This window comes from Rathayibacter sp. YIM 133350, from assembly GCF_037404875.1.
Lineage (GTDB): Bacteria > Actinomycetota > Actinomycetes > Actinomycetales > Microbacteriaceae > Orlajensenia.
The window spans coordinates 60,202-72,910 of record NZ_JBBELO010000007.1 but is presented as its reverse complement, the minus strand read 5'-3'; the positions used below and the strand labels follow the sequence as shown (position 1 = coordinate 72,910).

Here is a 12,709-nt window from a genome sequence, read left to right as displayed (position 1 = left end):
GGCCAGGCCGGCACGCTCAGGAGGGGGTTGACAGTGCCCGAAGCCCTGGCAGGCGCTCGGCGACCGTGTCGAGCACGGCCTCGTCGCCGGCGTAGAGGCCGGAGGTTCGTGGCCAGTGCGCCATGACGTCGGTGAACCCGAGGCCGGCCGCCCGCGCGACGTCGTCTTCGAAGGCGGCGACGCTCTGCAGGGAGTACCCGTGCTCGCCGTCCAGCAGCAGTGAGCGCTCCACGCTCGCGGGGTCGCGGTCCTCGGCCGCGCACGCGTCGTCGATGCGGCCGGCAAGCTCGGCCACCCGGGCCCACCACTGCTCGCGGTCCTCGGCGCCGCCTCCGGTGGTCACCCATCCCCGGCCCCAGCGGGCGGCGAGCCTCATGGTGCGCTCGCCGTCGGCGGCGATGAGGAACGGCATCCGCGGGTGCTGCGCGGGTTCGCCCACCATCCGCGCCCCGTCGGCCGTGAACCACTCGCCCGAGAACGAGAGCGGGCCCTCGGTCTCGAAGCGCAGCAGCCGGTCGAGGTCGCGGACGAACTCCGTGAAGCGTTGCAGGCGCTGCCGCGGCGTGTACTCCGGCTGCCCGAGCACCCGAGAATCGAATCCGGTGCCGCCGGAGCCGAGCCCGAGAACGACCCGGCCACCGGAGATCTGGTCGAGGGTCGCGATGTCCTTGGCGAACGGAACCGGATGCCGGAAGTTCGGCGACGCGACGAACGTGCCGAGGCGGATGCGGCTGGTCACCATCGCCGCGGCGGTCAGCGTGGGGAGGGTCGCGTGCCAGCGCTCCCCCGCGAGACCCCGCCAGCTCAGGTGGTCGTAGGTCCAGGCGTGATCGAATCCGCACTCCTCGGCTCCGCGCCAGTAGCGCTCGGCCTCCGGCCAGTCGTGCTGGGGCAGGATGATGATTCCGAAGCGCATGGAGCCAGTCTAGGAACGGCGAGGTGCCGGGCGCTCGGGCACCACCGGTTCATCCATCGCAGCCGCACCCACCACGCTCCCCGGCCGGTTCGTCTCAGGGCGCTCGAGACGCACGCAGACGATGCCCGCCAGAATGAGGGCGCCGCCGAAGAGCTGGGGGACGCTGAGAGACTCGCCGAGCAGCATCCAGCTGAGGATGGCCGCGAAGACGACCTCCGCGAGGCCAAGGAACGAGGCCAGTCGCGTGCCGAGCCGGGCGATCGCGGCGATGCCGGCGACATAGGCGAAGGCCGTAGAGAGCACGCCCACCGTGAGCACCGGGACGAACCACGGCGCCTGCCCGCCCAGGAAGGCGACCTCGCCGAAGTCGGCCGACATCGGCAGCGCGCCGCATGCTCCGGCCAGTCCCAGCAGCATCGCCCCCAGGACGAAGCCGCTGCCGGCGAGAGCGACGGGCGGGACGTCGTCGTCGACACGGGCGCCGACGACGTAGTAGACGGCGACGCCCAGCATCGCGAGAACGGCGAACAGCAGCCCGATGACATCCAATCCCCCGCCGGCGGGCCCGATCACGAGCACGAGGCCCAGCAGCGCCAGCACCGAGCCCGCCAGCACGACGACCTGCGGCACCCTGCGCGAGCGCAGCCAGGCGAGCAGTACGAGCGCGATCGGTGCGAGGTACTCGATGAGCAGCGCCGTGCCGACCGGGATGCGCGCGATGGCCGCGTAGAACGCGACCTGCGTGCCCGCAACGGCCACGGCGGCATAGATCAGCACGGTCCAACGCGCGCGCCAGAGCGGCCGCACGTCGAAGCGCAGTGCCCGCAGGGCGGGGTAGAGAAGCACGAGCGCGGCGACGCTGATGCGCGCCAGCACAGCGGCTCCCGGCGACCAGCCGGCTTCGAGCAGCGGCTTCACGAAGGCTCCGCCGGCGCCGAAGGCGAGGGCCGCGGCGAGGCCGAGCACGACCCCCGATGACGCTCGGTTGCGGCTCTCGATCACGGCTTCCTCCGATGGGACCTTCAAGCGGACAACCCGTGTCATGAGTCAACCGCGTTATGCTCATGACACTAGACCTGCATTCCGTCAGGAGTCAAATGATTTTCACCCATGACACGGATGCCGCCCTCAGCTTCATGGCGGCCCTCGCCGATACCGTCCCGGAGGCCTCGGACAGCGGCGACGATGAGCTCGCGACCCCCGGCCAACTCGCGCGGATCATCGAGCACTGGCAGTACTCGGGACGACGGGACGGCGACGAGGCCGAACGCTTGGCCGTCGCGTCGCTACGGTACCGCTTGCGCTCGTTGTGGACCCTGGATCGCGACGCCGCCGCGCTCGAGGTCAATGAGATCCTCGCGGCTTCCCGCGCTGTTCCGCGGTTGGTGCGTCACGACGCGGTCGACTGGCACATCCACGCGACGGAGCCGAACGCCCCCCTGGCCGAGCGCATCCTCGTCGAGGCCGCGATGGCGCTCGTCGACGTCATCCGGTCCGACGAGATGAAGAGGCTGCGCAGCTGTGACGCCGACGACTGCGAGGGCATCTTCTTCGATGCCTCAAAGAACGGCTCGCGCCGCTTCTGCAGTACCCGCTGCGGAAACCGGATGGCCGTGCGCGCCTATCGCGCTCGGCGGTGATCGGAGCTCACGACAAACGAGAACGGCCGCCACCCGAGGGTGACGGCCGTCCTGAAGAAGTTCGCGTTATCGTCGAAGACCGAGGCGCTCGATGAGAGCGCGGTAACGGTTGATGTCCACGTCGGAGAGGTATCCGAGCAGACGGCGGCGCTGGCCGACGAGCAGCAGCAGGCCACGACGCGAGTGGTGGTCGTGCTTGTGCTCCTTGAGGTGCTCGGTGAGATCCTTGATCCGCTTGGTCAGAATCGCGATCTGAACCTCGGGGGATCCGGTGTCACCGGGGTGCGTCGCGTACTCTTCGATGATCGCCTTCTTGATATCTGCATCAAGTGCCATAGGTGGGATCCCTCTTTCTCTCGTTGCGCGGTGCTCGCAGCCGAATGCCCGAGCTCTCTTTATCCGCGGCCGTCGTGACGGCAACCTCAAGAGTCTACCAGCAGCTCCGGCGCAGTTGGGCCACGGAGCAGCCGCGATGTCGTCGGCTCCGATTAGGCTCGGTGCATGACTGGGGGGAACATGACGCATACTCACCGCCACATCGTGCCGCCGTACCTGCTGGCTCGGCTGGCGCAGGTCGAAGACCCGCGCTTCGAGGAGGCCGCCACTGCGGCTCGTCGGTCGCTCGAGCGCGACGACCCCTTCCGTGGCGTGCGCACCTCCGAGCCGCATCCCCACCGTCCACTGAACGGCATGCGCGCGGAATCCGACGCGGTGACCGATCACCCCGATCGCACCATCGGTGATGCCGAACACGCCGAGAAGGTTCCCGGTCGCGTCGTTCGGCGCGAGGGAGAGCCGCCCACCGCCGACGCCGCTGTCAACGAGGCCTACGACGGCCTCGGGCAGACGTTCGAGCTGTACTGGGAGCAGTACCAGCGTTCCTCCATCGATGGCCGCGGCCTGCCCCTGAAGGCCACCGTGCACTATGGCGAGCTCTACGACAACGCCTTCTGGGACGGGGAGCAGATGGTCTTCGGCGACGGCGACGGCCAGGTCTTCAACCGCTTCACCATCGCGGTCGACGTGATCGGCCACGAGCTGACCCACGGCGTCACACAGGCGACCGCCGGTCTCGCATACGAGGGGCAGGCCGGCGCGCTCAACGAGTCGGTGTCGGATGTGTTCGGCTCGCTGGTCGCCCAGCATGCCAAGGGCCAGAGGGCCGACCAGGCGAGCTGGCTGATCGGCGAGGGCCTGTTCACCGACCAGGTGCAGGGCGTGGCACTCCGCTCGATGAAGGCACCCGGCACCGCATACGACGACGACGTGCTCGGCAAGGACCCCCAGCCCGATCACATGAGCGGGTACGTCGAGACCGACGACGACAACGGCGGCGTGCACATCAATTCGGGCATTCCCAACCATGCCTTCTACCTCGTGGCCACCGCCATCGGCGGTCACGCGTGGGAGCAGGCCGGGCAGATCTGGTACGACGCGCTGACCGGCGAAGACATACCGACCAACGGGACCTTCGCCCAGTTCGCCGATGCCACGATCGCCGCGGCCACCGCGCGATTCGGCGCGGACGCGAGCCAGACCAGCGCCGTGCAGACGGCATGGCGGGCCGTCGGCGTGGTGTGAGGCCCTCGTAAGAGCCCGGCGACGGGAGTAGCATCGCCCGCATGAGGGTGATCGTCTCGCGTTCCGGCGGGTTCGCCGGAATGAGGATGACCTGGCAGGTCGTCATCGACGACCAACCCGACGCTCCCGACTGGAGGCTATTGGTGAGCGAGCTGCCCTGGGACGAGGTTCCGGCCGCCCCCGCGACTCCGGATCGGTTCGTCTACCGCATCCGGTACGAGGAGCCCCAGGCGCACCCGCCCACGCGAGAGGCGACACTCGCCGAACAGCAGGTGCAGGGTCCGTGGCGCACGCTCGTGGATCGCGTGCGCGAGGCCGGTCAGCGCCCGAGTGCAGCGGCCGCCGCGGCCCTCTAGCTACGTCCGGCTACGCCGCTCCCTCGAACGCGGGCGCGACATCGCCATCGGGATCCGGCTGCCTCGATGCCGCGGAGGTTCGCACCACACTGGCGATGATCAGGCCCTGCGCGAGAATGTAGCCCGCCATGATGAGGGCGTCCACGCCGGGAAAGCGGATGCCCGGCCAGAACGTCAGGAACGCGAGCAGGCTGTCGGAGGCGACGAAGAGCGCGCCGCCGGCCGCCAGCATCCGGGAGCCGCCGGACGCGAAGGCCGCCATGGCCCCGAGAACCGCGCCGTAGACGGCGACCGGCACGAAGAGCGCACCGAGCGATGGCCCCAGCACGGCGACGAAGGCGACGAACCAGAGAACGTAGACGCCGGCCCACAGACGGGGACGGCGCAGCCGCAGCACGGCGAGGAACAGCACGAGGTAGGCGGCGTGGGCGAGCAGGAACGCTGCCAGCCCGATCACGAAGGAGTTCGCCCACGGCAGGCCCAGAACGACGTCGCCGAGCCACGACAACACGAGCGCCGCGAGAGTGCTGAGCACGACCGCTCGCCGCAGCGACCGCGCCGACAGGAACAGTCCGAGGGCCAGCGCGGGCATGAGCAGCGCCTTGGATACAGCCGCGGCGGGTTCCGGACCGGTCAGCACGAGGACGACGTGGGCCATGCCCACGAGCGCGTACGGCACGAAGGCCCGCCATCGGCTGCTCCGCTGAACGTGGTTGGTCACGGGCGGCCCTTACTGTCGGAGAGTGTCGTGCCAGCCTAAGCAGCCGCTGCGCAACCCGCATGCGGGCTCACCCTGAGGCGTTAGCCTGAGGTTCGCCGCACGATGCCTCACCCCTGAGGCGTGCCGGGAGCGAGAGGACGACGTGAAGACCAGACGGGCAGGAGCCAGTGCCCAGCCGCAGTATTCGCGGGAGGAGCGGTTCACGCACGATGACCTCACCCTCGTGGCGAAGCACCTCGACGGCCCCACGGATGCGCTCTTCGTGCTCGTTCACGGCATCGGCGTGGCCTCACGGTACTTCGGGCCGCTCGCCCGGGCGCTGGCCCCGTACGGCGCGGTCATCGCACTGGAGCTGCCCGGTATGGGCTCGACCCCCGAGCCTCGGCACGCGGCATCCATCGAACGCTACGCCGACCTGCTCGCCGCCTGGGCCCGGCATGAGAACCTCGCCGACGCCACCGTCGTGGGCCATTCCATGGGCACGCAGATCACCACGGAATTCGCCCTGCGGGCACCGGATGCCGTTGGCCGCGTCGTGCTGATCGGTGCGGTCACCAATCCCGCGGAACGCTCAGTGACCAAGCAGGCGCTTCGGCTGGCGCAGGACAGCCTCAAGGAACGGCTCGACGTGAACCTCATCGTCTTCACGGACTATCTGCGCTGTGGGCCGCGGTGGATGCTCAAGATCGCGCCCGTCATGAGGGATTACCCCCTGCTGACGCGAGCGGCACGCGTCTCGCAGCCCGCGCTCGTGATGCGTGGGGAGCACGACCCCATTTCGCCGCGCGTCTGGAACCGGGCCATCGCCGGCGCCCTTCCCGCAGGCACCATGGTGGAGTTGCCGGGCCAGGCGCACGTGGGCATGTACACCGACGCCGAGCGGGCATCGGGCATCATCGCGACGTTCGCGCAGGGCGGCCAGGCCACCCGAAGCGCGCCGCGCCAGAACACGTCCGCGCCGTGAATCCGCTCGCCATCGGTGTGAGCCTCGTGCGCGACTACGCCTTCGTGTTCGCACGCTGGTGGGAGGCGGTGAGCACCCGCCACGACCCGAATGAGTACGCGAGCAGCGGCTCGAAGCGTCCGGTGCTCATGCTCCCGGGCATCTACGAGGACTGGCGGTTCATGCGGCCCGTCGCCGCGCGACTGGCCGGGGCGGGGCATCCCGTGCACCTGCTGCCCCAGTTGGGCTACAACCGCTCGAGAATCGCGGAGGCGGGACGCGCGGCGGCCGACCTGCTCGCCTCGCGCGGGCTGAGCGACGTCGTGATCGTGGCCCACAGCAAGGGGGGCTTGATCGGGAAATGGGTCATGGTCGAGTCGGAGGAGCGGGCGCGCATCACCCGGATGGTGGCGATCAACACGCCGTTCTCCGGTTCCCGGCTCGCGCGCTACGCCGTGCGCCGAGAATTGCGGGAGTTCTCGCCGCGCGACGCGGCACTGCTGCGCTTCTCCGCGATCACCGACGTCAACGCACGGATCACCTCGGTCTACAGCAGCCTCGACCTGGTCGTTCCCGACGGGAGCTTTCTCGCCGGTGCCGAGCGCAACATCCGGCTGCCGTTCGCGGGGCACTTCCGCCTGCTGGAGGACGTGCGCGCGCTCGCCGTCGTCGACGAGGTGGTCGACGACGGCGAGCGCAGTCGGGTCAGCTGACTCCGATCAGCTGACGCCCCGCAGGTCGATGATGAAGACGAGGGTCTTGCCCGAGAGCCGGTGACCGCCGCCGGCAGGACCGTACGCCTGGTGCGGAGGAACGACGAGCTTGCGCCGACCGCCCACCTTCATTCCGGGGATGCCCTCCTGCCAGCCCGCGATGAGCGAGCGCAGGGGGAAGTTGATCGATTCACCGCGGCTCCACGACGAGTCGAACTCCTCGCCGGTGTCGTACTCGTAGCCGAGGTAGTGCACATCGACCGTTGAGGATGCCTGCGCCTCAGCGCCGTCACCGACGACGACGTCTTCGATGACGAGCACCTCGGGCGCGGGTCCCTCGGGAAAGTCCGCTTCTGGCTTGCTGTTCAGATCAGTCATGTCCCCATCCAAGCCGATCCCGGCCGCGCACGCACCTTCGCGACGGATGCTCACCGCACACCGGCCGGATCACTCCCCCGCATTACTTCCCTGGTTCCCAGTCCCAGCGGGTGCTCGTGTGCGGCCATCCAGTGGGCCGATACCGCAGAGGGAGTCCAACCAGATTCCGAAATCATCATCATCAAGCAGAGCAACATCGTCGTCGCTGCCCGAGGTTCTCAGGTGCGAACTGCGGCCGGCGGGCGGACTCGCGGCTGAGCTCGCGTAGCTCATGCGCACCATCGAATGAGCATCCCTCAGAATTTGCTTGACACTCTTCAGCGGGTGCGGGAAGCTTCAGTCGAAGCGAGGTCGAGGCTCTTGGTCCGGCGTGATCGCAGCGGGGATCCACCGATTGTCTTGGGAGCTTCATCATGCGTGCACGCGCGCTTCTCGCCGGAACCGCTATCAGCGCACTGCTCACTGTCGGCGCCGTGACCTCACCGGCTGCGGCCGCACCACAGGTTCGCACCGAGGCGTTGCCGGCGGCTGATGTGTGGACCCCACCGACCACTGCGGATGATGGGGCGCAAGCTGCTGCGGGCGCCCCATCGACACAGTGGGCGCCGGACGCGACACCGCGGGTGACATCATCCACGAGCGCGAACCCGAATGCGCAGGCGTCGCCGCAGAACGCGCCCGCTGGCACGACGGTGGGCGCGCCGGGGTTGGGGTCGCTGCCGTTCATGTCGTTCATCGATTTCCCGTTGTCGGATCGCACGGTCGCCCGGGTGAACGTGGCGAACGGGAACCTGCTCGTTACCTCCAACGACACCGCCATCACCGGGCCGGGGGTGGGGTTGCGGGCGGACCGGTTCTACAACGGCCTGTCCCGCTCGCAGGGCGTGTTCGGTGGGGGTTGGTCGTCCTCGATCGCCGCCCGCGACGTCGGCTTGTACACCTCCGATGGGGGTGCCACCCAGGTGTTCTACGGGCCGTCCGGAATCCAGGAGAGCTTCACGAACACCGGCACCGGGTACACCACACCGGCGGGCTTCAACGCGATCCTGAAAGCCCAGACCGGGAACCCCGACCGAGTGTTCCAGCTCTCCTACACACGCACCGGGGAGGAGTTGTTCTTCAACGGGTCCGGGTTCCTGACCGCGGATCTGGACCGCAACGGTGTCGGCGTCACCTACCAATACTCCGGCAACGCGATCACCCGTGCACTGCAAGCCTCAGGCCGGTACGCGGATGTGACTCTCTCAGGGACGGTGCCGACGGTGATCACCGATTCCGCGGGCCGGCAAACCAAATACGCCCAAACCGCGTACGGCCAGTTGGGCAAAGTCACTGCACCGGATGGCACGGTCGAGTCCTACACGTATGACGCTGCCGGCCGGTTGTCCACGATCACGGTGCCGGCCGCCCCAGGCACGACCGTGGTCAAGTTCGGCTACGACAGCGGCTCCCGGGTGGTGTCGGTGACGCAGAAGTCCACCTCGCCGACCTGGGGTGACGGGTCGGACATCGTCACCGGGTTCACCTACAGCACCTCCTCGACGGCGGTAGCGGATCCCAACAACCACACCAGCACGTACGCGTATGACACCCTCGGGCGGGTGACCTCGGCGACGGACGCGCTGAACCGGAAACGGGAACAGACCTGGAAGCCGAACTCGGATGTGGAAACCACCACGGACGCGTTGCAGTCGGGACAGACTCAGGGCAAGAAGACCACCTACAGCTACGACGCCCTGTTCAACACCACCAGAGCCGAGATCCCCACCGGAGCGGCGGCGACCGCACTGTACGGGCAGGGCACCACCTGCGGGTCCGCGCCGGCGAGTACCCCCGCGACCAGCGGCACCGGTTACCAACCCACCTGCACCACCGACCCGGCTGGGCATAAGGACGCCTACAGTTACGACGCCGCCGGTAACGTGTTGACCAAGCTGGACGCAACCGCGGCGACTCCGGTCACCCTGAGCACCTACACGTACTCCGACGGACACGGTTCCTGCAGCAACTATGCCGGGCAGATCTGCACCGCGACCGACGCGCGCGGGAAAGTCACCACCTATCAGTACAACGCGGCTGGGGATTTGACGAAGGTGATCCCGCCAGCCCCGCTGGGTTCCACCCAGAACTTCTATGACACCCTCGGCCGGCTCACCACGGTCATCGATGGGCGCGGGTTGGACACCGACTACGGGTACAGCTTGGCGGACCGGCAGACGCTGATCACCTTCGACGACAATGACACCCTCACCACCAGCTACAACCCGAACGGGCTCCGCAAGTCCGTGACCGACTCGTACGCGGCCGACTCTGAGACGTACGAGTATGACGCTCAGGGTCACCTGACCCGGCAGGGCGGACCGAACAGTGTGGTGCAGAAGTTCTCCTATGACCCGGTCGGGAACTTGGCCTCCTTCCAAGACGGCGGCGGGAAGACCGCCTACCGTTACTTCAACAACAACCTGCTCAAGACCATCCAAGAGCCCGGCGGCGCCTGCCCCTCCTCGGGAACGCCCGCCACAAACTCAGGCTGCACCCAGTTGGATTACTACGCCAACAACATCGAGAAGAGCAGAGTGTTCCCGGGCGGTGCCATCGTCACCCATGAGTACGACGCGTCGGGTCGGCCGACCAAGATCACCGGGAAGGACGCCGCCGGCACCACCCAGGTCAGCATCGGGTACAGCTACACCAACGGCAGCGCCGACCAGTTCACCCTGCAGACCCGCACCGCTTTCAAGGAGCAGGGCGTGACCGCCGGGGCGGTGACCACGTACGGTTACGACAGTCAACGGCACCTGCTCAGCGCTGTCGAGACATCCGGGTCCACCCAGACCGCAGCATGGACCTACACGTACGACGCAGCAGGCAACCGGCTCAGCAACACCCGATCCGGATCCACCGGCGCCACCGCCGGCACGATCAGCTACACGTACAACAACGCCAACGAGATCGCCACCGCAACCGGCTCCACCAGCAGCTGGACCTACGACGCCGCCGGCAACCAAACAAACAACGGCCGCGCCGGCACCACCCAAACCGTCGATGACCGCGGCGCCGCCCGTAGCATCGGCGGAACCGCGCAAGCCTACTTCGGCGACGGCAACACCGAACGCCTCAGCTCAGGCACCGGCACCTTCACCACCTCCGCTCTCGGCCTCGCCTCCGGAACCGATGCCGGGGTCACCGGGTACATCACCCGCGACAGCCACGGCACTCCCGTCAGTCTGCGCAGCGGCGGCAGCAGCCACTACTACATCACCGACATGCTCGGCAGTGTTGTCGGACTTCTGTCCAGCACTGGCGCCTGGGAAGGCGGCTACTCCTACAGCCCCTACGGGGAAATCCGAGCAGCAGCCACCACCGCCACCGCGGTCGTCAACAAGATCCGATACACCGGTGGTTACCTCGACACCAACTCCGGGTATTACAAGTTGGGCGCCCGCTACTACGACCCCACCCTCGGACGATTCACGCAGATGGACCCGTCCGGACAGGAGAGGATGCCGTACGCCTACACTCAATGCAACCCAGTCAACGGAACCGACCCGACCGGAACTGTTACAGGTGAAGACATTGGTATCGGCTTGGTTTCGAGCTACTTTGGCGCGGTCGTCGGATTCGTGGTGACCGGAACGTGCTTTGGCCTCGCAACCGGCTCTGCAATCCCGACCGCCGGAATCAGCCTCGCCGCCTCACTGGGATGCCCGGCCCTTGGGGCCGTTGCTGGCTCGGTGTTCGGTACTCTCGTTTCTGAAGGCGCAGGTTGGGAATGACGGATGAGCGTCGCGGCTCGGATCCGTCGGGCGGCCGCCGACTGTGGAGCGCCGGAGGTGCAATAGCTTTTCTGGTAGGCCTTTTCACCCTCTCCCTCTTGGCAACGACACGGGAACTTGTGTTCGGGCTCATCTTCGTTATCGCGGGGCTGATGTTCGGGATATCCGTCACGCTCGCGGTTGGCCGGTTTCGGACGTTTCGCCGGCCGCAGAAGGTTTTGCTGATAGTCGGCCTAATCCTGTGGTTCTCGCTGCTATGCACACTGACATTCAGTTTTATGCAGCCATCGACACCAATCTCCGGATGGGTGATCGGGTTCCTTCTCGCTCTCCTCGCAGCCACCTTCTGGCTGCTGGCGGTGAACGATCGCAAGCCGTCCGGGAATTGACGGTGATCGCGCCGGTCTCTCGCTGTCCATCTCGCTCGGGCAAGTGCTGAGCTCCGCGACGTGCACCCCTGCTCGCGCGTGAAGCCCGCGAGAGCACGTGGTTCCGTTTCGTGGCCGCCGGATTCGCGGCCAGCGGCATCCTCGACGCTCTCATCTGGCGTACGCCACCGCCAGCTCATCCCAGTGTGTGGTTGCCCTCTTGGACAGCTTCTCCCGTCGCATCTGCCAGACGGCGCCGGTCTTGATTCCTCCGAGCCCGAGGCGGATAGCCCCAGACCCGTGCCTCTTGATGACGCCGTCGATGAACCGTACGGGGTTTGGTAGAGGCTTCGTGTTCACGCGGACAGGGGTTCCTAGGCGTGGTTCTGATGGTATTCCGGGGTTCGATAGCCGATTCCAAATGCAGGCGCTGATGGTTGAATGACCCGTCCGGGCAAGAAGGTATGCCCTACGCGTACACGAGCTGTAACCCGGTGAACGCCACGGACACGACGGGCACCGACGCTATCGTTTTAGCGTGCGCTGGCGAGGCCGTGCTGGGCGCCGCAATCGTTGTTGGTATCGTCGCTGGATTGGTGGCGATGACGTCGGGAGAAGCAGAGCTCGGAGTCGCAGCCATTACCTTCGCGGGCGCAGGAGAAGCGGAGGTCGGCGCGGCAGCGATGCGTTTGGGGTTACTTGTTCGTTGATGGACTCCAGTGCTAAAAGCGAAGGGGACGCAGACGGTGGTTTTTTCGCGCGGTGCTTGGGTTGCGGCGGCTGTTATGTGGATTGCGGTGGCTGTTGCTGGCGCGGCCACCGTGTTCCTCGGTGTGATCTCCGTAATCGATGGGGGCAGCTTGTGGGGGATTTTCGTGCTCGGAGCGGCGGCGACAGGGATACTTCTCTTCTTCAGCATCCGGGTATCTCAACGACTGCGACGAAGCGGGGAGTGATGGCTTGCACCGATGCGGCGCCGGATCTGTTCTAAGCGTCCAGCATGGATCACTGGTTTGGGGCCGCCTACCCGGCGGATGAAGCTCCCCCACCGTGTTGAACACGGCAGGACCGGCGATGGATTTGCAATAGATGAAAGCCTTCGCTTCGCTGCTCCTGGTCGTCGCGATACTCCTCCTGATCGCTGCTCTCGTCATGGGGTTGGTCACGTCAGAGTGGAATGTCGTGTCGATGGTTGGTGCCTTCGCTGGGCTGGCTGGCGCGTTGGCGTTGCGATTCCTGGTCCGGAACCCTGACAAGGGCGGCCACTAACTGGACAGTACATGGCGTGGCTCACCGGCCAGGACATTCAGCCGAGGG

At 67.1% G+C, this 12,709-nt stretch carries 14 protein-coding genes; 8 read left to right on the top strand and 6 right to left on the bottom strand.

Annotated features, from left to right (window positions below):
• Positions 1–16 precede the first annotated feature (16 nt).
• The gene (locus WDJ51_RS01285) at positions 17–916 is read right to left on the bottom strand and encodes an LLM class flavin-dependent oxidoreductase (protein WP_337850609.1); all 900 of its coding nucleotides are present in this window, start codon (positions 914–916) and stop codon (positions 17–19) included.
• A 9-nt stretch (positions 917–925) separates the two neighbouring features.
• On the bottom strand, positions 926–1,918 hold the full coding sequence (locus tag WDJ51_RS01280) for an EamA family transporter (RefSeq protein ID WP_337850608.1): 993 nt from the start codon (positions 1,916–1,918) through the stop codon (positions 926–928).
• Positions 1,919–2,013: 95 nt separating this feature from the next.
• Here WDJ51_RS01280 and WDJ51_RS01275 point away from each other — a divergent pair, with 95 nt between their 5' ends.
• A complete protein-coding gene (locus tag WDJ51_RS01275; protein WP_337850607.1) occupies positions 2,014–2,556 on the top strand; it encodes a CGNR zinc finger domain-containing protein in 543 nt (180 codons plus the stop codon).
• Between the two features lie 66 nt (positions 2,557–2,622).
• Here the strand turns inward: WDJ51_RS01275 and rpsO are convergent, their stop codons facing one another.
• On the bottom strand, positions 2,623–2,892 hold the full coding sequence (rpsO, locus tag WDJ51_RS01270) for a 30S ribosomal protein S15 (protein ID WP_337850606.1): 270 nt from the start codon (positions 2,890–2,892) through the stop codon (positions 2,623–2,625).
• A 165-nt stretch (positions 2,893–3,057) separates the two neighbouring features.
• Here rpsO and WDJ51_RS01265 point away from each other — a divergent pair, with 165 nt between their 5' ends.
• Positions 3,058–4,137, top strand: coding sequence for a M4 family metallopeptidase (locus WDJ51_RS01265; RefSeq protein ID WP_337850605.1), 1,080 nt, complete (start codon positions 3,058–3,060; stop codon positions 4,135–4,137).
• Positions 4,138–4,178: 41 nt separating this feature from the next.
• Positions 4,179–4,493, top strand: a complete 315-nt coding sequence (locus WDJ51_RS01260) for a protealysin inhibitor emfourin (RefSeq protein WP_337850604.1) — start codon at positions 4,179–4,181, stop codon at positions 4,491–4,493.
• A 10-nt stretch (positions 4,494–4,503) separates the two neighbouring features.
• Here WDJ51_RS01260 and WDJ51_RS01255 read toward each other — a convergent pair whose 3' ends face one another.
• Positions 4,504–5,214 (bottom strand): lysoplasmalogenase, encoded by a 711-nt coding sequence (locus WDJ51_RS01255; protein WP_337850603.1) that lies wholly within the window; start codon positions 5,212–5,214, stop codon positions 4,504–4,506.
• Positions 5,215–5,356: 142 nt separating this feature from the next.
• Here WDJ51_RS01255 and WDJ51_RS01250 point away from each other — a divergent pair, with 142 nt between their 5' ends.
• Both WDJ51_RS01250 and WDJ51_RS01245 read left to right on the top strand, forming a co-directional pair.
• On the top strand, positions 5,357–6,178 hold the full coding sequence (locus tag WDJ51_RS01250; protein ID WP_337850602.1) for an alpha/beta fold hydrolase: 822 nt from the start codon (positions 5,357–5,359) through the stop codon (positions 6,176–6,178).
• Positions 6,175–6,870 carry an esterase/lipase family protein gene (locus tag WDJ51_RS01245; protein ID WP_337850601.1) on the top strand — a complete coding sequence of 232 codons (696 nt, stop codon included), beginning with the start codon at positions 6,175–6,177 and terminating at the stop codon, positions 6,868–6,870. Before WDJ51_RS01250 ends, WDJ51_RS01245 begins: the two co-directional genes overlap by 4 nt.
• Positions 6,871–6,876: 6 nt before the next feature.
• Here the strand turns inward: WDJ51_RS01245 and WDJ51_RS01240 are convergent, their stop codons facing one another.
• Entirely contained in the window at positions 6,877–7,248 is a 372-nt protein-coding gene (locus WDJ51_RS01240; RefSeq protein ID WP_337850600.1) for an FKBP-type peptidyl-prolyl cis-trans isomerase, read from the bottom strand.
• A gap of 413 nt (positions 7,249–7,661) precedes the next feature.
• Here WDJ51_RS01240 and WDJ51_RS01235 point away from each other — a divergent pair, with 413 nt between their 5' ends.
• Entirely contained in the window at positions 7,662–11,024 is a 3,363-nt protein-coding gene (locus tag WDJ51_RS01235) for an RHS repeat-associated core domain-containing protein (RefSeq protein WP_337850599.1), read from the top strand.
• Complete coding sequence (locus tag WDJ51_RS01230; protein ID WP_337850598.1) at positions 11,021–11,413, top strand: hypothetical protein; 393 nt, start codon at positions 11,021–11,023, stop codon at positions 11,411–11,413. Before WDJ51_RS01235 ends, WDJ51_RS01230 begins: the two co-directional genes overlap by 4 nt.
• 150 nt (positions 11,414–11,563) lie before the next feature.
• On the opposite strand, the gene WDJ51_RS01225 is transcribed toward WDJ51_RS01230, so the two are convergent.
• Positions 11,564–11,752 carry a DUF4113 domain-containing protein gene (locus WDJ51_RS01225; protein ID WP_337850597.1) on the bottom strand — a complete coding sequence of 63 codons (189 nt, stop codon included), beginning with the start codon at positions 11,750–11,752 and terminating at the stop codon, positions 11,564–11,566.
• 104 nt (positions 11,753–11,856) lie between these two features.
• Between WDJ51_RS01225 and WDJ51_RS01220 the strand changes: the two genes are divergently transcribed.
• Positions 11,857–12,102 carry a hypothetical protein gene (locus WDJ51_RS01220; protein ID WP_337850596.1) on the top strand — a complete coding sequence of 82 codons (246 nt, stop codon included), beginning with the start codon at positions 11,857–11,859 and terminating at the stop codon, positions 12,100–12,102.
• Positions 12,103–12,709: the final 607 nt, after the last annotated feature.